We start from the raw sequence: 25,448 nt of genomic DNA, 5'->3' as shown, positions 1-25,448 counted from the left end.
CCGCCCGTCGCGCGGCCGCAGCGGTGGCTCGCCCTGCGTGAGCGGTTACCCCTGTGGGTGCAGCTCCGGTGCGGGCTCGAACGCCGCACGCTGGCCGCGCTCGCCGTCCTGCTCGTCGTGGGCGTCGTGCTCGCCGGACGCCTCTTCTGGTCAGGTCGCCCCGAGACGGTCCACGCCCCGGAGGTGGTGGTGCGCGCCGAGCCCACGGCCACCACTCCGGCGGACCCCGTACCACCCGTCGACCGTCAGGTCGCCGCGCCACCGGCGGCGCCGTCCGTGGTCGTCGTCGACGTGAGCGGCGAGGTGCGGCGTCCCGGTGTGCTGAGGCTGCCGACCGGCGCCCGGGTCGTCGACGCGCTGCGGGCGGCCGGGGGCGTCCCGCCGGGCACGGACACGACCGGACTCAACAGGGCCCGTGTCCTGGTCGACGGCGAACACATCCTGGTCGGGGTGCCCGCGACCGCCGGCCCGCCGGGGATGCCCGCGGCCGCCCCGGAGGGCGCCGCCGGAGTCGCCCCCGCGGGCGGGCCGATCAGCCTCAACAGCGCCACCGTCGAGCAGCTCGACACGTTGCCCGGCGTGGGACCGGTCCTCGCCCGCCACATCGTCGACCACCGCACGCGGCACGGGGGCTTCCGGTCCGTGGAGGAGCTGCGGGAGGTACGCGGCATCGGCACCCGCCGGTTCGCCGACCTCCGTACGCTCGTCAGGCCGTGACCCGCCCTCAGACGCCGCCCTCGCACCCGTCGGCCGGGCGGCCGGGCACGGGCCAGGTGCCGGGGCGGTCCTCCCGGCCGCCGGTCCACAGCGCGTCCGGTCACCGGCTCGGAGCCGCCCGCCCACGGCAGGAGGAACCAGCCGATCTGCGGCTGGTCGGACCCGCCCTGGCGGCCTGGGGAGCGGCCGCGCTGGCCCTGGGCGTGCCGGGCTGGTGGACCGTCCTCGGTGTCACCTCGTGCGGGGCGGTGGCTGCCCTCCTCCTGCTGCGCGGGCGGACGGCACGGAGACCGGCGGCCGTCGCGCGGCGGGGGAACACCACCGTGTGCGCCGCGGTGTTGCTGTGCGCGGCGGCCGGGGCGGCGTCCGCCGGACTGCACGGCGCGGACCTGCGGCGGGGGCCCCTCCCGGGGCTGGCTGCGGAGCACCGGCGGATCGGGGCCGAGCTGTCGGTCGTCTCCGACCCGCGTGCCGTGGTCCCGCGCGTGCGCGGCAACCACGCGATGCCCGCCTCGATCATGCTGAGCGCCGAGGTGACGCGGGTGACGGCACCCGACGGGACCATCGCGCAGGTCCGCACCCCGGTCCTCCTCCTCGCCCGGCCGGGCAAGCGCCAGGGCGACGCGGCCGCCTGGCTGCGGCTGCTGCCCTCCACCACACTCCGAGCGGAAGGCCGGCTGACGCCACCACGCCGGTCCGCCGACCCCTTCGCCGCCGTGCTGTACGTGGACAGCGGCCCGCCGCGGGTCACCGGCCCGCCGAACGGGCCGCAGCGCGTCGCGGGCCGGCTGCGCGCCGGGCTGCGGGAGGCGACGGACAGCCTGCCGCCGGACGCGCGGGCGTTGCTGCCGGGCCTGGTCGTCGGTGACACGTCGCGCATCCCGGAGGACCTGCGGGCCGCGTTCCAGGCCACCGACCTGACCCACCTGTTGGCGGTGTCGGGGAGCAATCTGACCATCGTCCTGCTGTTGCTGATCGGACCTGCGGGAAGAGCCCTGAACGCTGAGCGGGGCGGGCTCGCACCCCGGCTGGGCGTGTCCCTGCGCACGACGGCCCTGCTGGGCGGGGTCCTCACGCTGGCGTTCGTGGTGGTGTGCCGACCGGAGCCGAGCGTGCTGCGGGCGGCGGCGTGCGGGGCGGTCACCCTGCTCGCCATCGCCACGGGTCGCCGCCGGTCGCTGATCCCCGCCCTCGCCGCCGCCGTCCTGCTTCTGGTGCTGTTCGAACCCTGGCTGGCCCGCGCCTACGGGTTCGCGCTGTCCGTCCTCGCCACCGGCGCCCTCCTCACCATCGCGCCGCGGTGGAGCGCCGCACTCCAGGCACGCGGTGTCCCGCCCCGGCCGGCCGAGGCGCTGGCCGCGGCGGCCGCCGCACAGGCGGTGTGTGCCCCGGTGGTGGCGGTATTCGCGGGTCGCGTGAGCCTGGTGGCCATTCCCTGCAACATCCTGGCCGAACTCGCGGTCGCACCGGCGACGGTGCTCGGGTTCGCCGCGCTGGCGGTGGCGCCGGTGGCCATACCGGCGGCCCGGCTGCTCGCCGAGTGCGCCGCCTGGCCCGCCGGGTGGGTGGCGACCGTCGCGCGCACCGGAGCCGCGCTGCCCGGCGCGGAGGCCGCCTGGCCCGGCGGCTGGCGGGGCGGGCTGCTGCTCGCGACCGTGACGGTCGCGCTGCTGTTCGCCGTACGGCGGCTGCCGCACCGGCCCTGGGTGGCCGCCGGCTGCGTCCTCCTCCTTCTGGTGGCGGTCGTGCGGCCGGCGCCGCTCACCCGCGTCGTCACCGGCTGGCCGCCGCCCGGCTGGGTCTTCGCGATGTGCGACGTCGGTCAGGGGGACGCGACCGTCCTGGCCGCCGGAGACGGCACCGCCGTCGTCGTCGACACGGGACCGGATCCCGAGCCGGTGGACCGGTGCCTGCGCGAACTGGGCGTCAGTCGCGTGCCGTTGGTGCTGCTCACCCACTTCCACGCCGATCACGTCACCGGGCTCCCCGGGGTGCTGCGCGGACGGTCCGTCGGTGTCATCCAGACCACGGGGCTCCACGACCCGCCCGGGCAGGCTGCGTTCGTCCACCGGACGGCGGCGGTCGCACGGGTGCCTGTGGTCCGCGCGGTACCCGGCGAGCGCCGCCGTACCGGACCGCTCGACTGGCAGGTGCTGTGGCCGGCGGCCCGGCCGGGGTTCGTCCCCGAGGGCCCCAACGACGCCAGCGTCACGCTGCTCGTGCGCACCCGGTCGGGGGTGACGCTGCTGCTCCTCGGCGACCTGGAGCCGCCCGCCCAGCGCGGCCTGGCGCTGGCGCACCCGGCGCTGCCTCCGGTGGACGTACTGAAGGTCGCCCACCACGGCTCGGCCCACCAGGACCCCGGCCTGCTCCACCGGGCGAGACCCAGACTCGCCCTGGTGTCGGCCGGGCGGGACAACCCGTACGGCCACCCCTCGCCGCACACCCTGGACGCCCTGCGTGAGGCGGGCGCTGCGGTCCTGCGCACCGACCGGGACGGCGCCATCGCGGTGACCGGCTCCGGCCGCGACCTCAAGGCGGTGGCCATACATCCGCCCCGCGGCCCGGACCCGCCGTGACCAGGGTCCCGCACGCGCGCTCCGTACCGCCGGGGCCGGGCGTCCCGCGTTGCCGGAACGGAAGGGCCGACCTGGCGGCCGGTCGCACCGAAAGGGGTTGAACAATGGTCTCGTGAACGGAGTGAACGAAGAGAACCGCACCGACGATGTCCGGCACGTGCTGGTCCTGCCCGACCGGGACGCCGCCGCGGAGGTCGCCGAGACACTCGGTGAGCGGTTCGCACTGGACGAGGAGCCGCGCCTCGTCCGCGACGCCCTCGCGGGCGAGGACGACGCCGAGGACGCCCAGTGGCTCGTGGTGGTCGAGGACCCGGACGGCCGGCTCTCCGCTGCCGAGCTGGACGACCTGGCCGCCGAGTGGGACGGCTGGCGCGAGGAGCCGTAGGAAGCCGAAGCCGCCCGGGGAGACGGCCGGGAGGACGGTCGGCAGAAGGCCGGGAGGGCGGCGAAGGCGGGGTTCGGGGCTCGTGAGAGACGGGGGTGAGGGCTGGGAGGGCGACGGGACGCGCGGTGTGAGGGGTGGTGTCCCGGGTGTCGGGTGGTGTCCGGGCAGTGGGGGGCGGGCACGGCGCGGCCGGGTGTCGGCGGGCCGTGGGATGCTGGGCGTGATGGCTCCCAAGAACCCGACCGACGACCCGCTCGCCCCCGTCACCCTCGCCGTGGGCCAGGAGGACCTCCTCCTGGACCGCGCCGTCCAGCAGGTGGTGGCCGCGGCCCGGGCCGCCGACGCCGACACGGACGTCCGTGACCTGACCGCCGACCAGCTCCAGCCCGGCGGCCTCGCCGAGCTGACCAGCCCCTCGCTCTTCGCCGAGCGCAAGGTCCTGATCGTGCGCAACGCCCAGGACCTGGCCGCGGACACCGTCAAGGACGTCAAGGCGTACCTGGCCTCGCCCGTCGAGGACATCTCGCTCGTTCTCCTCCATCCCGGGGGAGCGAAGGGGAAGGGCCTCCTCGACGCCGCGCGGAAGGCGGGCGCCCGCGAGGTCGCCTGTCCCAAGACGACGAAGCCGGCGGAGCGTCTGACGTTCGTGCGGCAGGAGTTCCGAGCGCGGGGCAGGTCGGCCACGCCGGAGGCGTGCCAGGCGCTCGTCGACGCGATCGGCAGCGACCTGCGCGAGCTGGCCAGTGCCGTCTCCCAGCTCACGGCGGATGTCGAGGGCACGGTCGACGAGGCCGTCGTCGGCCGCTACTACACCGGCCGGGCCGAGGCGTCCAGTTTCAACGTCGCCGACCGGGCCGTGGAGGGCCGTACCGCCGAGGCGCTGGAGGCCCTGCGCTGGTCCCTGTCGACCGGCGTGGCTCCCGTGCTGATCACGAGCGCGTTGGCGCAGGGCGTGCGCGCCATCGGCAAGCTGTCGTCCGCGCGGGGAGGCCGGCCCGCCGACCTCGCCCGCGAGCTGGGCATGCCGCCCTGGAAGATCGACCGGGTGCGCCAGCAGATGCGGGGCTGGACGCCGGACGGGGTGGCCGTCGCCCTGCGGGCCGTCGCGGAGGCCGACGCGGGCGTCAAGGGAGGCGGGGACGATCCCGTGTACGCCCTGGAGAAGGCGGTCGTCACCATCGCCCGCGCCGCCCGCTCCCGCCGCTGAGGCCCCCGCCCACGGGGTCGGTGCCAGCCCACGGGGGTCGTTGCCCACACGCGGGCTCGGGCCCCACGCGGTGGGCGGGGCCCGGTAGGTGGCCGGGGCCCGGTAGGTGGGCGCGGCCGGTCCGGGGGCGGGCTTCGGCCGGGTAGGCCAGACTGCCCGGTCCTGAGTTTTCCGGTTCTGACTTCCGGTCCTGGTCGCGGGTCCCTGTGCCTGGTCCGGCGTCCCTGGTCCGGCGTCCCTGGCCCTCGCGACCTTGGCCCTCGCGACCCTGGCCCTGGTGGCCCGGGCACGGTGGGCGTGGTGGTGCCCGTCCGGGTAAGCCGAAGGCCCCGGGGCCGTTCGGGGAAGAACGGGCCGCCGGGGCCTTCGGTTCACGATGGTGAGCCCGTACCCGCGTGGCGAACGCAGGCCGCGTACGAGCTCGGGGGTGCCGGTCGGGAGCGTGGTTGAGAGGGCCCGCTTGGGTCCCTTCCGGCGATCAAGTCTTCCGGGTCGGTCACTCCGAGGCGTGTGCCCGGGAGGTTCCGGCCGGTTCCGGGGACGGTGTCCCCGGGACGGGGGAAGCTCAGCCCTGCAGGGTGGCGACCCGAGCAGCCAGCGCCGACTTCTTGTTGGCGGCGGCGTTCTTGTGGATGACACCCTTGGAGACGGCCTTGTCGAGCTTGCGGGACGCCTCGCGGACCGCCACGGCGGCCTTCTCGACGTCACCCGCGGCGGCAGCCTCACGGGCCTTGCGGATCGCGGTCTTGAGCGACGACTTGACGGCCTTGTTGCGCAGGCGCGCCTTCTCGTTCGTCTTGTTCCGCTTGATCTGGGACTTGATGTTCGCCACGAAAGAGCCTTTTCAGGTTCGTAAGGATTCCTCGAATGTGTGCCACGCTGCTGAGAGGGCCACGAGACACAGCTGCCCAGGCTACCAGCAGCGCTTCGGGCGGCCCAAACCGAGCGCCCGTCCCCGTCCGTGGGACCATGGAAGCTACGTATCGATCCGACGTCGACCCGAGCAGAGACACCGGCGTACGCCCGTGCGTCTCGAGAATCAGGACCCTGCGTGCCCGCGACCCCCATCCACGTGCCCGAGCCGAGCCGTACCGACCCGGCACTGATCCGCAACTTCTGCATCATCGCGCACATCGACCACGGCAAGTCGACCCTTGCCGACCGGATGCTCCAGCTGACCGGTGTGGTCGAGCAGCGGCAGATGCGCGCTCAGTATCTGGACCGCATGGACATCGAGCGCGAGCGCGGCATCACCATCAAGTCCCAGGCCGTGCGTCTGCCCTGGGCCCCCACCGAGGGTGAGGGGCAGGGCCGGACCCACATCCTCAACATGATCGACACCCCGGGCCACGTGGACTTCACGTACGAGGTGTCCCGCTCGCTCGCCGCGTGCGAGGGCACGGTCCTCCTCGTCGACGCCGCCCAGGGCATCGAGGCGCAGACCCTCGCCAACCTCTACCTGGCGATGGAGAACGACCTCACCATCGTCCCGGTCCTCAACAAGATCGACCTTCCGGCCGCCCAGCCGGAGAAGTTCGCCGAGGAGCTGGCGAACCTGGTCGGCTGCGACCCGGACGACGTACTGCGGGTCTCGGCGAAGACGGGTCTCGGCGTCGAGGCGCTGCTCGACCGCGTGGTCAGGGAGGTCCCGGCGCCGGTGGGCGTCGCCGACGCCCCCGCCCGCGCGATGATCTTCGACTCGGTCTACGACTCCTACCGCGGTGTCGTCACCTACGTCCGTGTCATCGACGGCCAGCTCAACAAGCGCGAGCGCATCCGCATGATGTCCACCGGCGCGACCCACGAGCTGCTGGAGATCGGGACGAACTCGCCCGAGATGCTCCCGGCCGACGGTCTCGGCGTCGGCGAGGTCGGGTACCTGATCACGGGTGTGAAGGACGTCCGGCAGTCCAAGGTCGGTGACACCATCACCACCCTGCACAAGGGCGCCACGGAGGCCCTCGGCGGGTACAAGGACCCCAAGCCGATGGTGTTCTCCGGGCTCTACCCGCTCGACGGCTCCGACTACCCGGAGCTGCGCGACGCGCTCGACAAGCTCCAGCTCAACGACGCCGCGCTGGTCTACGAGCCGGAGACCTCCGCGGCCCTCGGCTTCGGCTTCCGCGTGGGCTTCCTCGGCCTGCTCCACCTCGACGTGATCCGTGAGCGGCTGGAGCGCGAGTTCGGCCTCGACCTCATCGCCACGGCGCCGAACGTGGTGTACCGGGTCCTCATGGAGGACGGCACCGAGCACACCGTCACCAACCCGAGCGAGTTCCCCGAGGGCAAGATCAGCGAGGTGTACGAGCCGGTCGTCCGCGCGACGATCCTCGCGCCCTCCGAGTTCATCGGCTCGATCATGGAGCTGTGCCAGACCCGCCGCGGCACCCTCCTCGGGATGGACTACCTCTCCGAGGACCGCGTCGAGATCCGCTACACGCTCCCGCTCGCCGAGATCGTCTTCGACTTCTTCGACCAGCTGAAGTCCAAGACCCGCGGCTACGCGTCCCTCGACTACGAGCCCACCGGCGAGCAGAGCAGCTCCCTGGTCAAGGTGGACATCCTGCTCCACGGCGACAAGGTCGACGCCTTCTCCGCCATCACGCACAAGGACGCGGCGTACGCGTACGGCGTGCGGCTCGTGGCGAAGCTGCGCGAGCTCATCCCGCGGCAGGCGTTCGAGGTGCCGATCCAGGCGGCCATCGGCTCCCGGGTCATCGCCCGCGAGACCATCCGCGCCATCCGCAAGGACGTCCTCGCCAAGTGCTACGGCGGCGACATCTCCCGCAAGCGGAAGCTGCTGGAGAAGCAGAAGGAAGGCAAGAAGCGGATGAAGATGGTCGGCTCCGTGGAGGTCCCGCAGGAGGCCTTCATCGCCGTCCTGTCCAGCGACGAGTCGGCGGGCAAGGGCAAGAAGTAACGGCCCGCGACCGGCCCCGGCGACCCACGCCGGCAGCCCGGCGACGCGTGGCCGCCGACCCCGGCGACCCACGCCGTGGCCCACGCCGGCGGTCCGGCGACCGCCGCGCGGAGGCGCCCGTTCGGATGACGGACGGGCGCCTCCTCCTTTTCGCCCCGCTCCGCAGTCGTTATGAACCGGGTATGAATCCCGAGGCCGCTGCCCCTTACGCCGGGGACAGCCGCGCTCTACCCTGATCCCGCTCGGGGGTTACTCGCGAGTTAAACAACCAGCCGTTGATCCACGCTTTCCCGCAGCAGTGAACAGCCCGCACGACGTGCGGCACCTGCCAGGCCCGCCGGAGGACGCCGTGAGCGACACACAGACCCAGATCGAGAACCGGCCGCCCTCCGTGGCGGCCCTGTTCCTTGAGCGTGTGGCCAGGACCCCGGACGCGGAGGCCTACCGCTACCCGGTGCCCTCCGCCACCGGCCAGGGGCCCGACGACTGGAAGGCGCTCAGCTGGGCCCAGACGGCGGACCGCGTGTTCGCCGTCGCCGCCGGCCTCGTCGACCTCGGCGTACAGCCCGAGGAGCGCGTCGCCCTCGCCTCCGCGACGCGCGTCGAGTGGATCCTGGCCGACCTCGGGGTCATGTGCGCGGGCGCCGCCACCACCACGGTCTACCCGCAGACCAACGCCGAGGAGTCGGCGTACATCCTCGCGGACTCCGGGAGCCGCGTCCTGATCGCCGAGGACGGCACCCAGCTGGCGAAGGCCCGGGAGCGCCGCGCCGACCTGCCGGACCTGCACCACGTGGTCGTCATCGACGCCGCCGCCGCGCAGCCCGCCGAAGGCGACCCCGAGGGGTGGGTGCTCTCCCTCGACGAGCTGGAGGAGCGCGGCCGCGCCTACCTGAAGGAGCACCCGGCAGCGGTCGAGGAGCGCGTCGGGGCGATCACCGCCGACCAGCTCGCCACCCTCATCTACACCTCCGGCACCACCGGCCGCCCCAAGGGCGTGCGCCTCCCGCACGACAACTGGTCGTACATGGCGAAGGCCATCGGCGCGACGTCCCTGGTCCGCGAGGACGACGTGCAGTACCTCTGGCTGCCCCTCGCCCACGTCTTCGGCAAGGTGCTGATCTCCGGGCAGATCGAGGTCGGGCACGTGACCGCCGTCGACGGCCGCATCGACAAGATCATCGAGAATCTGCCGGTCGTGCAGCCGACCTACATGGCGTCCGTCCCGCGCATCTTCGAGAAGGTCTACAACGGCGTCGCCGCCAAGGCGCGCGCCGGTGGCCCCGCCAAGTACCGGATCTTCCAGTGGGCGGCGGGCGTCGCCCGCGAGTACGCCAAGGTCACCCAGGACAGCTTCCGGCGCACGGGGCAGGCGAAGGCGCCCCTGGGCCTCACCGCGAAGCACAAGGTGGCCGACGCGCTGGTCTACTCGAAGCTGCGCGAGGCGTTCGGCGGCCGGCTGCGCGCCGCCGTGTCCGGCTCCGTCGCGCTCGCGCCCGAGATCGGGTACTTCTTCTCCGGCGCAGGCATCCACATCCTGGAGGGCTACGGCCTGACGGAGTCGTCCGCCGCCTCCTTCGTGAACCCGGGCGAGGCCTACCGCACCGGCACCGTCGGCAAGCCGCTGCCCGGCTGCGAGGTGCGCATCGCCGACGACGGCGAGATCCTGCTGCGCGGCCCCGGCATCATGGAGGGCTACCACAACCTCCCCGAGAAGACGGCCGAGGTCCTGGAGCCCGACGGCTGGTTCCACACGGGCGACATCGGCGAGCTCTCCGCCGACGGCTACCTGCGGATCACCGACCGCAAGAAGGACCTGTTCAAGACCTCCGGCGGCAAGTACGTCGCGCCGACCGAGGTCGAGGGCCACTTCAAGGCCCTGTGCCCGTTCGTCTCGAACATCGTCGTGCTCGGCGCGGACCGGAACTTCTGCTCGGCCCTCATCGCCCTCGACGAGGCCGCGCTGCAGGGCTGGGCGAAGGACCACGGACTCGCCGACCGGCCCTACGCCGAGCTGGTCGCCACCCGGCAGGTCGAGGAGATGGTCCAGGGTTACGTCGACCGGCTGAACGAGGGCCTGCAGCGCTGGCAGACGATCAAGAAGTTCCGGCTGCTGCCGCGTGACCTCGACGTCGAGCACGGCGAGCTCACCCCAGCCTCAAGCTGAAGCGGCCGGTGGTGGAGCGCGAGTACAAGAACCTCATCGAGGAGATGTACGAGGGCGCCCGCGAGGCCTGACGCGGGCCGGGCGCCGCGCCTGGCCCGGGCCCGCGCCGGCGCCCGGGCCCGCGCCGGCGCCCGGGCCCGCGCCGCCCCGCGCCGCGCCTGGCCCGGGCCCGCGCCGGCGCCCGGGCCCGCGCCGGCCCCGCGCCGCGCCCGCACGGGCCCACGGGCTGTCGGGCGGGTTCCACGGGCCGCGCGGGCTCCACGGGCCGGGCGCACCACGGGCCGGCCGGACGGGCGGGACCACGCGGGCGCACGGATCCCGCACCCGGAAAGCGGCGGCGCACGAGGCGGTGACGGGCGGGCGGGGCGGTGACGGGCGGGCGCGCGGGGTGACCGGTGGGCCGCCGCCGTCCGCCCGCGAACCGCCCGCGAACCGCCCGCGAACCGTCCCGCCCGGCGGTGACGGACAATGGACCCCATGCCTTCCGTACTGCCCGATGGTGAGCCCATGCCCGAGGACGGGGCGCTGCCCCCGTCCGCCCTGCACGGGGCCGCGGACCGGCCGCTCGGGTTCTACCTGCACGTGCCGTACTGCGCCACCCGCTGCGGCTACTGCGACTTCAACACCTACACCGCCACCGAGCTGCGCGGCTCCGGCGGCGTGCTCGCCTCGCGTGACAACTACGCGGAGACCCTCGCCGACGAGGTACGGCTCGCCCGCAAGGTCCTCGGCGACGACCCCCGCCCGGTGCGGACGGTCTTCGTCGGCGGCGGTACGCCCACGCTGCTCGCCGCCGGGGACCTCGTGCGCATGCTCGGCGCGATCCGCGACGAGTTCGGGCTCGCCGACGACGCGGAGATCACCACGGAGGCCAACCCGGAGTCCGTCGACCCGGCCTACCTGGCGACCCTGCGCGAGGGCGGCTTCAACCGGATCTCCTTCGGCATGCAGAGCGCCCGGCAGCACGTCCTGAAGGTGCTCGACCGCACCCACACGCCCGGCCGCCCGGAGGCGTGCGTCGCCGAGGCCCGCGCCGCCGGCTTCGATCACGTCAACCTGGACCTCATCTACGGCACCCCCGGGGAGAGTGACGACGACTGGCGCGCCTCGCTCGAAGCGGCCGTCGGCGCGGGCCCGGACCACGTCTCGGCGTACGCGCTGATCGTCGAGGAGGGCACCCGGCTCGCCCGCCGGATCCGGCGCGGCGAGGTGCCGATGACGGACGACGACGTGCACGCCGACCGCTACCTGATCGCCGACTCGGTCCTCGCCGACGCCGGGTACGCGTGGTACGAGGTCTCCAACTGGGCGACCTCCGAGGCGGGCCGCTGCCTGCACAACGAGCTGTACTGGCGCGGCGCCGACTGGTGGGGGGCGGGCCCCGGCGCGCACAGCCACGTCGGCGGGGTCCGCTGGTGGAACGTGAAGCACCCCGGCGCCTACGCCGCCGCCCTCGCGGAGGGCCGTTCGCCCGGCGCGGGGCGGGAGCTGCTGTCCGACGAGGACCGGCGCGTCGAGCGCGTCCTGCTGGAGCTCCGCCTGCTGGACGGCTGCCCGCTGTCGCTGCTGCGGCCCGCCGGGCTGGCCGCAGCCGAGCGCGCGGTCGGCGACGGGCTGCTGGAGCCCGCGCCGTACGCGGAGGGCCGCGCCGTCCTCACCCTGCGCGGGCGGCTCCTCGCCGACGCGGTGGTACGGGACCTGGTCGACTGACCGACCCGCCCCGCCACCGGCACCGACGGCCCCGCCGCCGGCACCGGCCCGCAGTCCCGGCGCCACCCGCCCCACCGGCACCACCGACCAGCACCGGCCCGCAGCCCCGGCTCGCCGTCACCCCGCGCCGGCGCCACCTCAGCCGCACCGGCCCGGCCGGGCCCCGCCCGACGGCGGCCGGGGGCCGGCCCTCACCCGCCGTGCGTGCCGACCGTCACGTGGTCGATGAGCCGCTCCACCGCCCCGAGCAGCTCCGGCTCCAGGTCGCGGTAGGAGCGCACGGCGCCGAGGATTCGCTGCCAGGCCGCGCCGGTGTTCTCCGGCCAGCCCAGGGCCCGGCACACGCCCGTCTTCCAGTCCTCGCCGCGCGGCACCGCCGGCCAGGCGGGGATGCCGAGCGACGACGGCTTCACGGCCTGCCACACGTCCACGTACGGGTGCCCCACGACCAGGACGTGCGGGTCGGTCACGGACGCGGCGATCCGCGACTCCTTCGACCCGGGCACCAGGTGGTCCACCAGCACCCCGAGCCGGGCGTCCGGGCCGGGGCGGAAGTCGCGCACGATCGCCGGCAGGTCGTCGACGCCCTCCAGGTACTCGACGACCACGCCCTCGATGCGCAGGTCGTCGCCCCACACCCGCTCCACCAGCTCGGCGTCGTGGCGCCCCTCGACGTAGATCCGCCCCGCCCGCGCCACGCGGGCCCGCGCCCCGGGCACGGCCAGGGAACCGGACGCCGTGCGCGACGGCCGCGCCGGAGCGCCGGAGGCCGGCCGGACCAGCGTCACCACGCGGCCCTCCAGCAGGAACCCGCGCGGCACCAGCGGGAAGACCCGGTGCTTGCCGAACCGGTCCTCCAGGGTCACCGTCCCCGCCTCGCACCGGACCACCGCCCCGCAGAAGCCGCTGCCCGCCTCCTCGACCACCAGGTCCGGTTCGGCGGGCACCTCCGGCACGGGGGCCGGCTTCTTCCAGGACGGGGTCAGATCGGGGTCGTAACGGCGCATGACTCTCTCGGCTCCGGGTGCGTGACGGGCGCCGACCCGCCCCGGGGACGTCCCCCGGGCGCGGCGGCGCGCACGCGCCCGACGCTACGACACCGCGAACCGCCGGGCCAGCTCATCGCGTTGGGCCCGTACGAACGCGGCGTCGACCACCGCCCCGTGCCCCGGCACGTACGCGGCGTCCTCACCGCCCAGCCGAAGCAGCCGGTCCAGCGCCGCCGGCCAGCGGGAGGGCAGGGCGTCCGGCCCCGCCTGCGGCTCGCCCGACTCCTCGACGAGGTCCCCGCAGAAGACGACCCCGGGCGGAGCGTCCCCCTCCGCGCCCGGCACCAGCAGCGCCAGGTCCTGGCCGGTGTGGCCGGGGCCGGCGTTCGCCAGCAGCACCCGGCGGTCCCCGAGGTCGAGCGTCCACTCGGCGCACACCAGGTGGTGCGGACGCACCAGCACGTCCACCGCCTCGCCCGCCTCCCGCTCGGACACGCCCTCCCGCACGGCGTCGGCCCGCAGCGCGTCCCGCTCCCGGACCAGCACCTCGTCGAGCCCCATCGCCCCGAACACCTGGGCGCCCGCGAACGCCGCCGCGCCCAGCACGTGGTCGAAGTGCGGGTGGCTGAGTGCGATGTGCGTCACGCGGCGGCCGCCCAGCAGCCCCTGCACCTCACCGCGGAGCGCGGCGCCCTCGCGCAGCGTCGACCCGGCGTCGAACAGCAGGACCGCGGCCCCGCCGACGACGAGCCCCACGGTGGCGTCCCACCCCGGGAGCCGCCTGCGGCCCACGCCGGGGGCGAGGCGCTCCCAACCGAACTCTTCCCAAGCGACGTCCATGCCTCGACGCTATCGGCAACGCCCCCGCCCGGCGCGCGGTACCGTGAGCGGCCGCCGCGCCCACCGGGCACGACGCATCGCCCTTGCCAGGCATTGACCTCGGCGCCGTACACTGGCCGCGGGGATGACTGGCACTCGGACGCGAAGAGTGCCAGCAGACGTCAGCAGACCGAAAGCCAGCTGGAGGTGCGCCGTGCTCAGTGAACGCAGACTCGAGGTACTGCGCGCCATCGTCCAGGACTACGTCGGTACGGAGGAGCCCGTCGGCTCCAAGGCGCTCACCGAACGGCACAACCTCGGCGTGTCACCGGCCACCGTGCGCAACGACATGGCGGTGCTGGAGGACGAGGGCTTCATCGCCCAGCCCCACACCAGCGCCGGCCGCATCCCCACGGACAAGGGCTACCGCCTCTTCGTCGACAAGCTCGCCGGCGTCAAGCCGCTGTCGTCACCGGAGCGCCGGGCCATCCAGAACTTCCTGGAGGGCGCGGTCGACCTCGACGACGTCGTGGGCCGGACGGTACGGCTGCTCGCGCAGCTGACCCGCCAGGTCGCGGTCGTGCAGTACCCGTCGCTGACCCGGTCCACCGTGCGGCACGTCGAGCTGCTGTCGCTGGCCCCGGCCCGGCTGATGCTCGTCCTGATCACGGACACCGGACGGGTCGAGCAGCGCATGGTCGACTGCCCCGCCCCGATCGGCGAGACGTCCGTCGCCGACCTGCGCGCCCGGCTCAACAGCCGGGTCGTCGGACGGCGCTTCGCGGACGTGCCGCAGCTGGTGCAGGATCTGCCGGAGTCCTTCGAGGCGGAGGACCGCGGCACGGTCTCCACGGTGCTCTCCACGCTGCTGGAGACGCTGGTGGAGGAGACCGAGGAGCGCCTGGTGATCGGCGGGACCGCCAATCTCACGCGCTTCGGGCACGACTTCCCGCTGACGATCCGGCCGGTGCTGGAGGCGCTGGAGGAGCAGGTCGTGCTCCTCAAGCTGCTCGGCGAGGCGACGGACCCGGCCATGACCGTGCGCATCGGGCACGAGAACGCCCACGAGGGGCTGAACTCCACGTCCGTCGTCGCGGTCGGTTACGGTTCGGGCGGCGAGGCGGTCGCCAAACTCGGCGTGGTCGGACCGACCCGCATGGACTACCCCGGAACGATGGGAGCGGTACGCGCAGTGGCACGTTACGTCGGACAGATCCTGGCGGAGTCGTAAGTGGCCACGGACTACTACGCCGTACTCGGCGTGCGCCGCGACGCGTCCCAGGACGAGATCAAGAAGGCGTTCCGGAGGCTCGCGCGCGAGCTGCATCCGGACGTGAACCCCGATCCGAAGACGCAGGAGCGGTTCAAGGAGATCAACGCCGCCTACGAGGTGCTGTCGGACCCGCAGAAGAAGCAGGTCTACGACCTCGGCGGCGACCCCCTGGCGGGCGGCGCCGGTGGCGCGGGCGGCTTCGGGGCGGGCGGCTTCGGGAACTTCTCCGACATCATGGACGCCTTCTTCGGCACGGCGTCCCAGCGCGGCCCCCGGTCACGGACCCGGCGCGGCCAGGACGCGATGATCCGGCTGGAGATCGAGCTCGACGAGGCGGCCTTCGGCACGACGAAGGACATCCAGGTCGACACGGCCGTCGTGTGCACCACCTGCTCCGGCGAGGGCGCCGCGCCCGGCACCTCGGCGCAGACGTGCGACATGTGCCGCGGCCGCGGTGAGGTGTCGCAGGTGACGCGGTCCTTCCTGGGCCAGGTCATGACGTCCCGCCCCTGCCCCCAGTGCCAGGGCTTCGGCACGGTCGTGCCGACGCCGTGCCCCGAGTGCGCGGGCGACGGCCGGGTGCGGTCCCGCCGCACGCTCACGGTCAAGATCCCGGCCGGTGTCGACAACGGCACGCGCATCCAGCTGGCCGGCGAGGGCGAGGTCGGCCCCGGCGGCGGCCCGGCGGGCGACCTGTACGTCGAGATCCACGAACTGCCGCACCCGGTGTTCCAGCGGCGCGGTGACGACCTGCACTGCACGGTCACCATCCCGATGACGGCGGGCGCGCTCGGCACGAAGGTGCCGCTGGAGACGCTCGACGGGGTCGAGGAGGTCGACATCCGGCCGGGTACGCAGTCCGGCCAGTCGATCCCGCTGCACGGCCGGGGCGTCACGCACCTGCGGGGCGGCGGCCGCGGCGACCTGATCGTCCACGTCGAGGTGCAGACGCCGAGCAAGCTCGACGCCGAGCAGGAGCGCCTGCTGCGGGAGCTGGCGGAGCTGCGCGGGGAGGAGCGGCCCACCGGCCAGTTCGCCCCCGGCCAGCAGGGCCTGTTCTCCCGGCTGAAGGACGCGTTCAACGGGCGCTAGCCCACGCGTGTGACGGCTCCCCGCGGCGTCGCGGGGAGCCTCCGCCGGACCCACGGGTGCCCCGCGCGGGCGGCCCGCCGGAGGCGCGGGCGCTGCGGGTGGCGGCCTCCGCCAGGCCCGGCGCGCCGCTCCCTGACGGGCGGAACAGGGGATTCGGCGGCTGCGCGGGGGCGTGACACCATGCGTGCATGCCCTCCGCGCTGACCGATCTCTGCCCCCACCCGATCGTGCAGGCCCCCATGGCCGGTGGCGCCTCCTGCCCCCCGCTCGTCGCCGCCGTCTGTGAGGCGGGCGGCCTCGGGTTCCTCGCCGCCGGCTACAAGACGGCCGACGGCATGTACCAGGAGGTCCAGCAGGTCCGCGCGCTGACCGCGCGCCCCTTCGGCGTCAACCTGTTCATGCCGCAGCCCGGCCAGGCCGACCCCGCCGCCGTCGAGGTCTACCGCCACCAGCTGGCCGGCGAGTCCACCTGGTACGACACCCCCCTCGGCGACCCCGACGCGGGCCGGGACGACGGGTACGACGCGAAGCTCGCCATCCTCCTCGACGACCCCGTCCCGGTCGTCTCCTTCACCTTCGGCTGCCCCACCCGCGACACCGTGCACGCCCTCGCGCGCGTCGGCACCCGCACGATCGTGACCGTCACCAGCCCCGACGAGGCGCGGGCCGCCGAGCTGGCCGGCGCCGACGCCGTCTGCGTCCAGGGCGTCGAGGCCGGCGGCCACCAGGGCACCCACCGGGACGACCCCGAGAGCGCTGCCGCCGGGATCGGCCTCCTCGCGCTGGTCACCCGGGTCCGCGAGGCCGTGTCCCTGCCGATGATCGCGGCCGGCGGTCTGATGCGCGGCGCCCAGATCGCCGCGGTCCTCGCCGCCGGCGCCGAGGCCGCGCAGCTCGGCACCGCCTTCCTCGTCTGCCCCGAGTCCGGCGCGCACCCCCTGCACAAGCGGGCCATGACGGATCCGCTCTTCACGCGCACCGAACTGACCCGGGCCTTCTCCGGACGCCCGGCCCGGGGCCTGGTCAACCGGTTCGTACGGGAGCACGGGCCGTACGCCCCGGCCGCCTACCCCGAGGTGCACCACCTGACCAGCCCGGTGCGCAAGGCCGCCGCCGCGGCCGGCGACCCGCAGGCCATGGCCCTGTGGGCGGGCCAGGGTCACCGCCTCGCCCGGGAGCTGCCCGCCGGGCAGCTCGTCGAAGTACTCCACTCGGAACTCCGGTCCGCGCTCACGGCGCTGGCCGTGGGAGGAGCGTCATGACCGCCCCCGTCTTCGTCGTCGAGGACCTGGCGGCCGCCGCCCCCGGCGCGACCGTCGCCCTGGACGGGCCGGAGGGGCGGCACGCCGTGTCGGTACGCCGCCTGCGCACCGGTGAGGAGATCGTGCTGACGGACGGCACCGGGCGCGGCGCGTACGGGACCGTCGCCGCCGTCGAGGGCAAGGACCGCCTCGACGTCGCCGTCGCCGAGGTGCGCGACGAGCCCGCGCCCGCGCCGCGCATCACCGTGGTGCAGGCGCTCCCCAAGGGCGACCGGGGCGAGCTGGCCGTGGAGACCATGACCGAGACCGGCGTCGACGCGGTCGTGCCGTGGGCGGCGTCCCGGTGCATCACCCAGTGGAAGGGCGAGCGCGGTCTGAAGGCCCTGGCGAAGTGGCGCGCCACCGCGCGCGAGGCGGGCAAGCAGTCCCGCAGGCTCCGGTTCCCGGAGGTCGCCGACGCGGCGAGCACCCGCCAGGTCGCCCGGCTGCTCGCGGAGGCGGACTTCGCGGCCGTGCTCCACGAGGAGGGCGCCGAACCGCTGGCCACCGCGCCGCTGCCGGCGACCGGCGATATCGTGCTGGTCGTCGGTCCCGAGGGGGGCGTCGCCCCCGACGAACTGGCCGCCTTCGCGGAGGCGGGCGCCAAGCCGTACCGGCTCGGCCGCAGCGTGCTGCGCACCTCCACGGCCGGCACGGCGGCGGCGGCACTGCTGCTGGGACGCACCGGCCGCTGGTCCTGACGCCCGCCGCCCGGGGCACCCCTCGCCCCGGGCCCCTCGCCCCGGGCGCCCGGCACCCGCGACACCCCGGCACCCGCGACACCCCGGCACCCGAAGTCCCACGTCCCGCGCCCGACGCCCGCCCGGTCCGGCGGGCCGCGCGGCGATAGGGTACGGAACGAATCAGTCGGGTACGCCCGTACCCGCCGCCGGAGTCGAGGAAGGGCCGCCAGCATGGCCGAAGAGCCGCGGAGTGACTGCCTGTTCTGCAAGATCGTGGCCGGGGAGGTGCCCGCGCAGGTCGTCCGCGAGACCGAGACGACCCTCGCGTTCCGCGACATCAACCCCCAGGCCCCCACCCACGTCCTGGTCATCCCCAAGGCGCACCACCCCGACGGCGCCGCGCTCGCCGCCGCCGCGCCGGAGATCGCCGCCGACGTGCTGCGCGAGACGGGCGAGGTCGCCGCGCAGGAGAAGATCGCCGGCAGCGGGTACCGCGTCGTCCTCAACACCGGCACCGGCGCCGGCCAGACCGTCTTCCACGCGCACGCGCACGTCATCGGCGGACGCGGCCTGGAATGGCCCCCCGGGTAGCCACCGTGTCCGTACGCGAATTCGTCGTGCTGGGTACCGCGAGCCAGGTACCCACGCGCCACCGCAACCACAACGGCTACCTGCTCCGCTGGGACGGCGAGGGCATCCTCTTCGACCCCGGCGAGGGCACCCAGCGCCAGATGCTCCGCGCCGGCGTCGCCGCCCACGACATCGACCGGATCTGCGTCACCCACTTCCACGGCGACCACTCCCTGGGCCTCGCCGGGGTCATCCAGCGCATCAACCTCGACCAGGTGCCGCACCCGGTCACCGCGCACTACCCGGCCTCCGGCCAACGGTTCTTCGAACGGCTGCGGTACGCCACCGCCTACCGCGAGCGCGCCGACATCGTCGAGGCGCCGGTCGCCGCCGACGGCCCCGTCGCCGAGACGCCCGGCTACACCCTGGAGGCGCGGCGCCTGTCGCACCCCGTCGAGTCGTTCGGGTACCGCCTCACCGAGCCCGACGGCCGCCGCATGCTGCCCGCGCGGCTCGCCGCCCACGGCATCCAGGGCCCCGACGTCGGGATCCTCCAGCGCGAGGGCGTCCTGCGCGGGGTGCGGCTCGACGAGGTCAGCGAGGTGCGGCGCGGCCAGCGCTTCGCCTTCGTCATGGACACCCGACTCTGCGACGGCGCGCACGCCCTCGCCGAGGGCTGCGACCTCCTCGTCATCGAGTCGACCTTCCTCGACGAGGACACCGACCTCGCCGTCGAGCACGGCCACCTGACCGCCGGGCAGGCCGCCTCCGTCGCCCGCGACGCGGGCGTCCGCCACCTGGTCCTCACCCACTTCTCGCAGCGCTACGCCGACCCCGCCGCCTTCGAGCGGCAGGCCCGCGCCGCCGGGTTCGACGGCGAACTGACCATCGCCGAGGACCTCGTCCGCATCCCCCTCCCCAAGCGCCCGTAGAGAGCGATGAACCTCCCCGAGAACCTCCCCAAGGCCGAACTGCACCTGCACATCGAAGGCACCCTCGAACCCGAGCTGGCCTTCGCCCTCGCCGCCCGCAACGGCGTCGACCTGCCCTTCGCCGACACCCACGAGCTCCGCGAGGCGTACCGCTTCGGCGACCTGCAGTCCTTCCTCGACCTGTACTACGCGCTCATGGCCGTCCTGCGCACCGCGGACGACTTCACCGAGCTCGCCGACGCCTACCTGGCCCGCGCCGCCGCCCAGGGCGTCCGCCACGCCGAGGTCTTCTTCGACCCGCAGGCCCACACCGCCCGCGGCGTGCCCGTCGGCACGGTCGTCGAGGGCCTCGCCCGGGCCCTGGAGCGGGCCGAGGAGCGGCACGGCGTGACCACGCGGCTCATCATGTGCTTCCTGCGCGACCTGCCGGCCGAGTCCGCGATGGAGACGCTGGAGTCGGTCCGGCCGTACCTGCGGCACATCACCGGCGTCGGCCTGGACTCCGCCGAGGTCGGCCACCCGCCCGCGAAGTTCCGCGAGGTGTACGAGGCGGCCGGCGCGATGGGGCTGCGGAAGGTCGCCCACGCCGGCGAGGAGGGCCCGCCCGCCTACGTCCGCGAGGCCCTCGACGTCCTCGGCGTGGAGCGGGTCGACCACGGCCTGCGCGCCATGGAGGACCCGGAGCTGGTCGAGCGGCTGGTGCGGGAGCGGGTGCCGCTCACCCTGTGCCCGCTGTCGAACGTCCGGCTGCGCGCCGTGGACGTCCTGGAGGACCACCCGCTGCGGGCCATGATGGACGCCGGCCTCATGGTCACCGTCAACTCCGACGACCCGGCGTACTTCGGCGGCTACGTGGGCGAGACGTTCCACGCCGTCCGCGAGGCGCTCGGCCTCACCCCGGACGACCTGCGCCGGCTCGCCCGGAACTCCTTCGAGGCGGCCTTCCTCGACGACGACGAGGCCCTGCGCGCCCGCTACCTCGCCGAGGTCGACGCCTACACCTTCGACTGAGCCCGGCGCCAGGGACCCCGCCCCCCCCGGTCCCGCCCCGCCGGCCCCCGGCTCGCCCCGCCCCCGTCCCCGCCCGCGCCGGGTACGCGCGCCGGGCGCCGGCCGGTGCGCTGGTGCCGGTGGGGATCCCGGGGCGTACGCGGGACGGATCGGGCAGACTGGCCGGAACCGCACCGCGCGACCGGGGAGCCCGCCGTGACCACACCCGAGCCCATCGGAGGACAGCAGCACCAGCACACCGCCGGTGTCGACCCGCTCGGAGGGCTCCGCACGCCCGAGGACCCCGAGTGCGACGTCTTCCTCACCGGCACGGTGTTCCTGGACATCGTCTTCACCGGTCTCGACAGCGCCCCCGTCCGCGGGACGGAGACCTGGGCCCGCGGCATGGGCTCCAGCCCGGGCGGCGTCGCCAACATGGCCACCGCCCTGGCCCGGCTCGGCCTGCGGACCTCCCTGGCCGCCGCGTTCGGTGACGACCACTACGGCGAGTACTGCTGGGACGCCCTCGCCGACGGCGAGGGCATCGACCTGTCCCGCTCGCGCACGGTGCCCGGCTGGCACTCACCGGTGACGGTCTCCATGGCCTACGACGGCGAGCGGACGATGGTCTCGCACGGCCACGAGGCCCCGCCGCCCGAGGGGTCCGTCCCCACCTGCCCGCCGCGGGCGCGTGCCGCCGTGGCCTCCCTCGTGCCCGGCCGCCCCGAGGAGTGGGTGGCCGGGGCCGCCCGCCACGGCACGCGGATCTTCGCGGACGTCGGCTGGGACGAGACCGGCCGGTGGGATCTGGGGGCGCTGGCGGAGCTGGAGCACTGCGGGGCGTTCCTGCCCAACGCCGAGGAGGCCATGCGCTACACCCGCACCGACTGCCCCCGGGCCGCCGCCCGCGCCCTCGCCGACCGGGTGCCGCTCGCCGTCGTGACGCTCGGCGCCGACGGCGCCTACGCCGTGGACGGCGCCACCGGCGAGACCGCCGAGGTGCCCGCCATCTCCGTCACGGCGCTCGACCCCACGGGCGCCGGGGACGTCTTCGTCGCCGGCTTCGTCACCGGCACCCTCGCCGGGTGGCCGCTGGCCGACCGGCTGGCGTTCGCCGGGCTCACGGCGGCGCTCTCCGTGCAGGAGTTCGGCGGGTCGCTCTCCGCCCCCGGCTGGGTCGAGGTGTCCGCGTGGTGGCAGTACGTGCAGAGCTGCTCCGACCAGGAACCCGCGGCGCTGCGCCGGTACGGCTTCCTGGACGCGCTCGTGCCGCCGCCCGGCCGCCGGTGGCCGCTGCGCCGGGCGGTGCCCACCATCGGCTTCCGCGGGTCCGACTGAGGCGGGGGCGGCTCCGCCCGAGGCCGGGGCGGCGCCGCCGAGCCTGCGAAAAGCCTTCGGGGATGCGTGCGGTACGCCGTACCCTGGACAGTCCAGTGGTTGTCGACAGGCGAGAACCCTGCAACAGGAGGTATGCGCAGGCCAGAAGGCCGGCCCATGACTCACACACCCACAGACCAGGTACGGGCCCACTTCACCGTGCCCGCGAAGCATCCGATGGTGACCGTGCTCGGCTCGGGTGACTCCCTGCTCCGCGTGATCGAGCGGGCCTTCCCCCGCGCCGACATCCACGTCCGGGGCAACGAGATCAGCGCGATGGGCGACGCCGCCGAGGTGGCGCTCATCCAGCGGCTGTTCGACGAGATGATGCTGGTGCTGCGCACGGGGCAGCCCATGACGGAGGACGCGGTGGAACGCTCGATCGCCATGCTCAAGGAGGAGACCGGGGGAGCGGCCGCGGCCGAGACGCCGTCCGAGGTCCTCACCCAGAACATCCTCTCCAGCCGCGGGCGCACCATCCGCCCCAAGACGCTCAACCAGAAGCGGTACGTCGACGCGATCGACAAGCACACGATCGTCTTCGGCATCGGCCCCGCCGGCACGGGAAAGACCTACCTGGCCATGGCCAAGGCGGTCCAGGCCCTGCAGTCCAAGCAGGTCAACCGGATCATCCTGACCCGGCCGGCCGTCGAGGCGGGGGAGCGGCTCGGCTTCCTGCCGGGCACGCTCTACGAGAAGATCGACCCGTACCTGCGCCCCCTGTACGACGCGCTGCACGACATGCTCGACCCCGACTCGATCCCGCGCCTCATGGCGGCGGGCACGATCGAGGTGGCGCCCCTGGCGTACATGCGCGGCCGCACGCTCAACGACGCCTTCATCATCCTCGACGAGGCGCAGAACACGAACCCCGAGCAGATGAAGATGTTCCTCACCCGGCTCGGCTTCGACTCGAAGATCGTCATCACCGGTGACGTCACGCAGGTCGACCTGCCGAACGGCACCAGGAGCGGTCTGCGGCAGGTGCAGGACATCCTGGACGGCGTCCAGGACGTCCACTTCTCCCGCCTCACGTCCCACGACGTCGTCCGGCACAAGCTGGTCGGCCGTATTGTCGACGCGTACGAGAAGTACGACACCCGAAACGGGCGTTGACCACCCGAAGCGAGAGACCGAAACAGCACCATGTCGATCGACGTCAACAACGAGTCCGGCACCGAGGTCGACGAGCAGGCGATCCTCGACGTCGCGCGCTACGCCCTCGCGCGGATGCGCATCCATCCCCTGTCCGAGCTCTCGGTGATCGTCGTGGACGCCGAGGCGATGGAGCAGCTGCACATCCAGTGGATGGACCTGCCGGGCCCGACGGATGTCATGTCCTTCCCGATGGACGAGCTGCGTCCGCCGTCGAAGGACGACGACGAGCCGCCGCAGGGGCTGCTCGGGGACATCGTGCTCTGCCCCGAGGTCGCCGAGCGGCAGGGCCGTGAGGCGCCCACGCAGCACTCCATGGACGAGGAGCTCCAGCTCCTCACCGTCCACGGCGTGCTGCACCTCCTCGGCTACGACCACGAGGAGCCCGACGAGAAGGCCGAGATGTTCGGCCTCCAGGCGGCGATCGTCGACGGCTGGCGGGCGGAGAAGGGCCTGACCGGCCCCTCCCCGGCGCCGACCGTGTCATGAGCGGTCAACTCGTCCTGGGCGCGGTCGCGCTCGTCGTGGTCGCCTGGCTCGCGGCGTGCGCGGAGGCGGGCCTCGCCCGGGTGTCCAGCTTCCGCGCCGCCGAGGCCGTGCGGTCCGGGCGGCGCGGGGCGGCCCGCCTCGCCCAGGTCGCCTCGGACCCGACCCGGTACCTGAACGTGGCGCTGCTCGTCCGGGTGGCCTGCGAGATGGCCGCCGGGGCGCTCGTCACCTACGCCTGCCTGGAGGAGTTCGCGACGACGTGGGTCGCGCTGGTCGTGGCGATCGGCGTGATGGTCCTCGTGTCGTACGTCGCCGTCGGCGTCTCGCCGCGCACGATCGGCCGGCAGCACCCGCTGAACACCGCCACGGCCGCGGCGTACGTCCTGCTGCCGCTGGCCCGCGTCATGGGGCCGGTCCCGCAGCTGCTGATCCTCATCGGCAACGCGCTCACCCCGGGCAGGGGCTTCCGCAAGGGGCCCTTCGCGTCCGAGGCGGAGCTGCGGGCCATGGTCGACCTGGCCGAGCAGGAGTCGCTCATCGAGGACGACGAGCGCCGCATGGTGCACTCCGTCTTCGAACTGGGCGACACCCTGGTCCGCGAGGTGATGGTGCCGCGCACCGACCTCGTCTCCATCGAGCGGTACAAGACCGTCCGCCAGGCCCTCACCCTCGCCCTGCGCTCCGGCTTCTCCCGGATACCGGTGACCGGCGAGAACGAGGACGACATCGTCGGTATCGTGTACCTGAAGGACCTGGTCCGCAAGACCCACGTCAACCGCGAGGCCGAGTCCGACCTCGTCTCCTCCGCCATGCGCGCCGCGGCCTTCGTGCCGGACACCAAGAACGCCGGCGACCTGCTCCGCGAGATGCAGCAGGAGCGCAACCACGTCGCGGTCGTCATCGACGAGTACGGCGGCACGGCCGGCATCGTCACCATCGAGGACATCCTGGAGGAGATCGTCGGGGAGATCACCGACGAGTACGACCGGGAGCTGCCGCCCGTCGAGGAGCTCGGCGACGGCCGCTACCGCGTGACGGCCCGGCTCGACATCGGCGACCTGGGCGAGCTCTTCGGGCTCGACGCCTACGACGACGAGGACGTCGAGACGGTCGGCGGACTCCTCGCCAAGGCCCTGGGCCGCGTGCCCATCGCCGGGGCGTCGGCCGTGGTCGACCTGCCCGACGGCCGCGCGCTGCGGCTCACCGCCGAGTCCCCGGCCGGCCGCCGCAACAGGATCGTGACGGTCCTCGCCGAGCCGCTGCCGCCGGAGCCGGAGGACGAGGCCGCGTGACGCCCGAGCGGCTGAGGGCGTTGTGCCTGGGCTTCACCGCCGCGGTGGAGGAGTTCCCGTTCGGCCCGGGGACGTCCGTCTTCAAGGTCGGCGGGCGGATGTTCGCCCTCGGCGCGCTCGACGCGCGGCCCCTCACCGTGAACCTCAAGTGCGACCCCGAGGACGCCCTGCGGCTGCGCGCCGAGCACCCCGGGCTGATCGCCCCCGGGTACCACATGAACAAGCGGCACTGGAACACCGTCACCGTCGGCGCCCTGCCCGCGCCGCTCGTCCGGGAGCTGGTCGAGGACTCCTACGACCTCGTCGTCGCCGGCCTCCCCCGGGCGGACCGCCTCCGCCTGGACCGGCCGTAGGCGCACTCCGTCCGGGCGGACCGCCTCCGCCCGGACGGGGAGTGGGCCGACTGCCCTCGGGAGGGCGCCGGGCGCCGACTTATGCTCGGGGCATGACACAGAGCACCGAACTCGACCCCGAGGACCGCAAGATCATCACGCTGGCGCGCAGCGCCCGCGCCCGCAACGGCGTCCCCGAGGGGGCGGCGGTACGGGACGAGACCGGCCGCACGTACGTCGCCGGGACGGTCGCCCTGGAGTCGCTCCGGCTCAGCGCGCTGCGCACCGCCGTGGCGATGGCCGTGGCCAGCGGTGCGCGGTCACTGGAGGCGGCGGCCGTCGTCTCGGACGCCGCGGCCCTCGACGACGCCGACCTCGCCGCGGTCCGCGACCTGGGCGGGCCGGCCACCCCGGTGCTGCTGGCCGGCCCGGACGCGGTCGTGCGCGCCACCGTGACGGCGGGCTGACC

General features: G+C 74.4%; 22 protein-coding genes and 1 pseudogene. 20 read left to right on the top strand and 3 right to left on the bottom strand.

Translation table 11 applies throughout. The features are described from left to right. The first annotated feature begins 57 nt into the window (after window positions 1-57). From NRO40_RS09200 to holA, 4 genes are all read left to right on the top strand, one after another. Window positions 58-717 (top strand): ComEA family DNA-binding protein, encoded by a 660-nt coding sequence (locus tag NRO40_RS09200; RefSeq protein ID WP_306674858.1) that lies wholly within the window; start codon window positions 58-60, stop codon window positions 715-717. A 56-nt stretch (window positions 718-773) separates the two neighbouring features. Further along, window positions 774-3,296, top strand: a complete 2,523-nt coding sequence (locus tag NRO40_RS09195; RefSeq protein WP_058943112.1) for a ComEC/Rec2 family competence protein — start codon at window positions 774-776, stop codon at window positions 3,294-3,296. Between the two features lie 157 nt (window positions 3,297-3,453). Continuing rightward, the gene (locus tag NRO40_RS09190) at window positions 3,454-3,681 is read left to right on the top strand and encodes a hypothetical protein (RefSeq protein ID WP_058943111.1); all 228 of its coding nucleotides are present in this window, start codon (window positions 3,454-3,456) and stop codon (window positions 3,679-3,681) included. Window positions 3,682-3,904: 223 nt separating this feature from the next. Beyond that, window positions 3,905-4,888 (top strand): DNA polymerase III subunit delta, encoded by a 984-nt coding sequence (gene holA / locus NRO40_RS09185; RefSeq protein WP_408056986.1) that lies wholly within the window; start codon window positions 3,905-3,907, stop codon window positions 4,886-4,888. A 565-nt stretch (window positions 4,889-5,453) separates the two neighbouring features. Here holA and rpsT read toward each other — a convergent pair. Continuing rightward, window positions 5,454-5,720, bottom strand: coding sequence for a 30S ribosomal protein S20 (gene rpsT, locus NRO40_RS09180; protein WP_257375370.1), 267 nt, complete (start codon window positions 5,718-5,720; stop codon window positions 5,454-5,456). Window positions 5,721-5,939: 219 nt separating this feature from the next. Here rpsT and lepA point away from each other — a divergent pair, with 219 nt between their 5' ends. From lepA to hemW, 3 genes and pseudogenes are all read left to right on the top strand, one after another. Then, window positions 5,940-7,808 (top strand): translation elongation factor 4, encoded by a 1,869-nt coding sequence (gene lepA, locus NRO40_RS09175; RefSeq protein WP_058945495.1) that lies wholly within the window; start codon window positions 5,940-5,942, stop codon window positions 7,806-7,808. Window positions 7,809-8,157: 349 nt separating this feature from the next. Continuing rightward, window positions 8,158-10,046: pseudogene (locus NRO40_RS09170) on the top strand (AMP-dependent synthetase/ligase). Window positions 10,047-10,443: 397 nt separating this feature from the next. Further along, on the top strand, window positions 10,444-11,685 hold the full coding sequence (gene hemW, locus NRO40_RS09165; RefSeq protein WP_058945247.1) for a radical SAM family heme chaperone HemW: 1,242 nt from the start codon (window positions 10,444-10,446) through the stop codon (window positions 11,683-11,685). 191 nt (window positions 11,686-11,876) lie between these two features. On the opposite strand, the gene NRO40_RS09160 is transcribed toward hemW, so the two are convergent. Next, window positions 11,877-12,692 carry a DUF3097 domain-containing protein gene (locus NRO40_RS09160; protein ID WP_058945246.1) on the bottom strand — a complete coding sequence of 272 codons (816 nt, stop codon included), beginning with the start codon at window positions 12,690-12,692 and terminating at the stop codon, window positions 11,877-11,879. 84 nt (window positions 12,693-12,776) lie between these two features. Continuing rightward, a complete protein-coding gene (locus NRO40_RS09155; RefSeq protein ID WP_058945245.1) occupies window positions 12,777-13,514 on the bottom strand; it encodes an MBL fold metallo-hydrolase in 738 nt (245 codons plus the stop codon). A gap of 193 nt (window positions 13,515-13,707) precedes the next feature. On the opposite strand from NRO40_RS09155, the gene hrcA reads away from it, so the two are divergent. The 13 genes from hrcA (at window position 13,708) to NRO40_RS09090 (ending at window position 25,446) form a co-directional block, all read left to right on the top strand. Further along, complete coding sequence (gene hrcA / locus NRO40_RS09150; RefSeq protein WP_058945244.1) at window positions 13,708-14,724, top strand: heat-inducible transcriptional repressor HrcA; 1,017 nt, start codon at window positions 13,708-13,710, stop codon at window positions 14,722-14,724. Further along, window positions 14,725-15,858 (top strand): molecular chaperone DnaJ, encoded by a 1,134-nt coding sequence (gene dnaJ, locus NRO40_RS09145; protein WP_058945243.1) that lies wholly within the window; start codon window positions 14,725-14,727, stop codon window positions 15,856-15,858. It begins immediately after the preceding gene. A 188-nt stretch (window positions 15,859-16,046) separates the two neighbouring features. Beyond that, window positions 16,047-17,120, top strand: a complete 1,074-nt coding sequence (locus NRO40_RS09140) for a nitronate monooxygenase (protein ID WP_058945242.1) — start codon at window positions 16,047-16,049, stop codon at window positions 17,118-17,120. Next, on the top strand, window positions 17,117-17,860 hold the full coding sequence (locus NRO40_RS09135) for a 16S rRNA (uracil(1498)-N(3))-methyltransferase (RefSeq protein ID WP_058945241.1): 744 nt from the start codon (window positions 17,117-17,119) through the stop codon (window positions 17,858-17,860). The genes NRO40_RS09140 and NRO40_RS09135 overlap by 4 nt, the downstream gene beginning before the upstream one ends. A 213-nt stretch (window positions 17,861-18,073) precedes the next feature. Further along, window positions 18,074-18,433, top strand: coding sequence for a histidine triad nucleotide-binding protein (locus tag NRO40_RS09130; RefSeq protein WP_058945240.1), 360 nt, complete (start codon window positions 18,074-18,076; stop codon window positions 18,431-18,433). 5 nt (window positions 18,434-18,438) lie between these two features. Then, the gene (locus tag NRO40_RS09125; RefSeq protein ID WP_058945249.1) at window positions 18,439-19,344 is read left to right on the top strand and encodes a ribonuclease Z; all 906 of its coding nucleotides are present in this window, start codon (window positions 18,439-18,441) and stop codon (window positions 19,342-19,344) included. A 6-nt stretch (window positions 19,345-19,350) separates the two neighbouring features. Continuing rightward, window positions 19,351-20,355, top strand: a complete 1,005-nt coding sequence (locus NRO40_RS09120; RefSeq protein WP_058945239.1) for an adenosine deaminase — start codon at window positions 19,351-19,353, stop codon at window positions 20,353-20,355. Between the two features lie 195 nt (window positions 20,356-20,550). Beyond that, window positions 20,551-21,672, top strand: a complete 1,122-nt coding sequence (locus NRO40_RS09115) for a carbohydrate kinase family protein (RefSeq protein WP_232791286.1) — start codon at window positions 20,551-20,553, stop codon at window positions 21,670-21,672. A 156-nt stretch (window positions 21,673-21,828) separates the two neighbouring features. Continuing rightward, window positions 21,829-22,827: a PhoH family protein gene (locus NRO40_RS09110; RefSeq protein WP_079047529.1), complete on the top strand. Its 999-nt coding sequence runs from the start codon at window positions 21,829-21,831 to the stop codon at window positions 22,825-22,827. A gap of 30 nt (window positions 22,828-22,857) precedes the next feature. Then, complete coding sequence (gene ybeY / locus NRO40_RS09105; RefSeq protein WP_228982569.1) at window positions 22,858-23,355, top strand: rRNA maturation RNase YbeY; 498 nt, start codon at window positions 22,858-22,860, stop codon at window positions 23,353-23,355. Continuing rightward, the gene (locus tag NRO40_RS09100) at window positions 23,352-24,647 is read left to right on the top strand and encodes a hemolysin family protein (protein WP_058944698.1); all 1,296 of its coding nucleotides are present in this window, start codon (window positions 23,352-23,354) and stop codon (window positions 24,645-24,647) included. Before ybeY ends, NRO40_RS09100 begins: the two co-directional genes overlap by 4 nt. Then, entirely contained in the window at window positions 24,644-25,000 is a 357-nt protein-coding gene (locus NRO40_RS09095) for an MmcQ/YjbR family DNA-binding protein (protein WP_058944699.1), read from the top strand. The genes NRO40_RS09100 and NRO40_RS09095 overlap by 4 nt, the downstream gene beginning before the upstream one ends. 92 nt (window positions 25,001-25,092) lie before the next feature. After that, window positions 25,093-25,446 carry a hypothetical protein gene (locus NRO40_RS09090; RefSeq protein ID WP_058944700.1) on the top strand — a complete coding sequence of 118 codons (354 nt, stop codon included), beginning with the start codon at window positions 25,093-25,095 and terminating at the stop codon, window positions 25,444-25,446. Window positions 25,447-25,448 lie beyond the last annotated feature (2 nt).

The organism is Streptomyces changanensis (assembly GCF_024600715.1).
GTDB lineage: Bacteria > Actinomycetota > Actinomycetes > Streptomycetales > Streptomycetaceae > Streptomyces > Streptomyces changanensis.
This window is presented reverse-complemented; position numbering and strand designations above follow the sequence as displayed.

What these genes read in the sequence shown, in the direction of transcription:
- NRO40_RS09140 (WP_058945242.1), top strand. Translation starts at nt 16,047, where the DNA reads ATGCCCTCCGCGCTGACCGATCTCTGCCCCCACCCGATCGTGCAGGCC.
- NRO40_RS09155 (WP_058945245.1), bottom strand. Translation starts at nt 13,514, where the DNA reads ATGGACGTCGCTTGGGAAGAGTTCGGTTGGGAGCGCCTCGCCCCCGGC.
- NRO40_RS09110 (WP_079047529.1), top strand. Translation starts at nt 21,829, where the DNA reads ATGACTCACACACCCACAGACCAGGTACGGGCCCACTTCACCGTGCCC.
- ybeY (WP_228982569.1), top strand. Translation starts at nt 22,858, where the DNA reads ATGTCGATCGACGTCAACAACGAGTCCGGCACCGAGGTCGACGAGCAG.
- NRO40_RS09090 (WP_058944700.1), top strand. Translation starts at nt 25,093, where the DNA reads ATGACACAGAGCACCGAACTCGACCCCGAGGACCGCAAGATCATCACG.
- NRO40_RS09130 (WP_058945240.1), top strand. Translation starts at nt 18,074, where the DNA reads ATGGCCGAAGAGCCGCGGAGTGACTGCCTGTTCTGCAAGATCGTGGCC.
- NRO40_RS09135 (WP_058945241.1), top strand. Translation starts at nt 17,117, where the DNA reads ATGACCGCCCCCGTCTTCGTCGTCGAGGACCTGGCGGCCGCCGCCCCC.
- NRO40_RS09160 (WP_058945246.1), bottom strand. Translation starts at nt 12,692, where the DNA reads ATGCGCCGTTACGACCCCGATCTGACCCCGTCCTGGAAGAAGCCGGCC.
- NRO40_RS09120 (WP_058945239.1), top strand. Translation starts at nt 19,351, where the DNA reads ATGAACCTCCCCGAGAACCTCCCCAAGGCCGAACTGCACCTGCACATC.
- hemW (WP_058945247.1), top strand. Translation starts at nt 10,444, where the DNA reads ATGGACCCCATGCCTTCCGTACTGCCCGATGGTGAGCCCATGCCCGAG.
- holA (WP_408056986.1), top strand. Translation starts at nt 3,905, where the DNA reads ATGGCTCCCAAGAACCCGACCGACGACCCGCTCGCCCCCGTCACCCTC.
- NRO40_RS09100 (WP_058944698.1), top strand. Translation starts at nt 23,352, where the DNA reads ATGAGCGGTCAACTCGTCCTGGGCGCGGTCGCGCTCGTCGTGGTCGCC.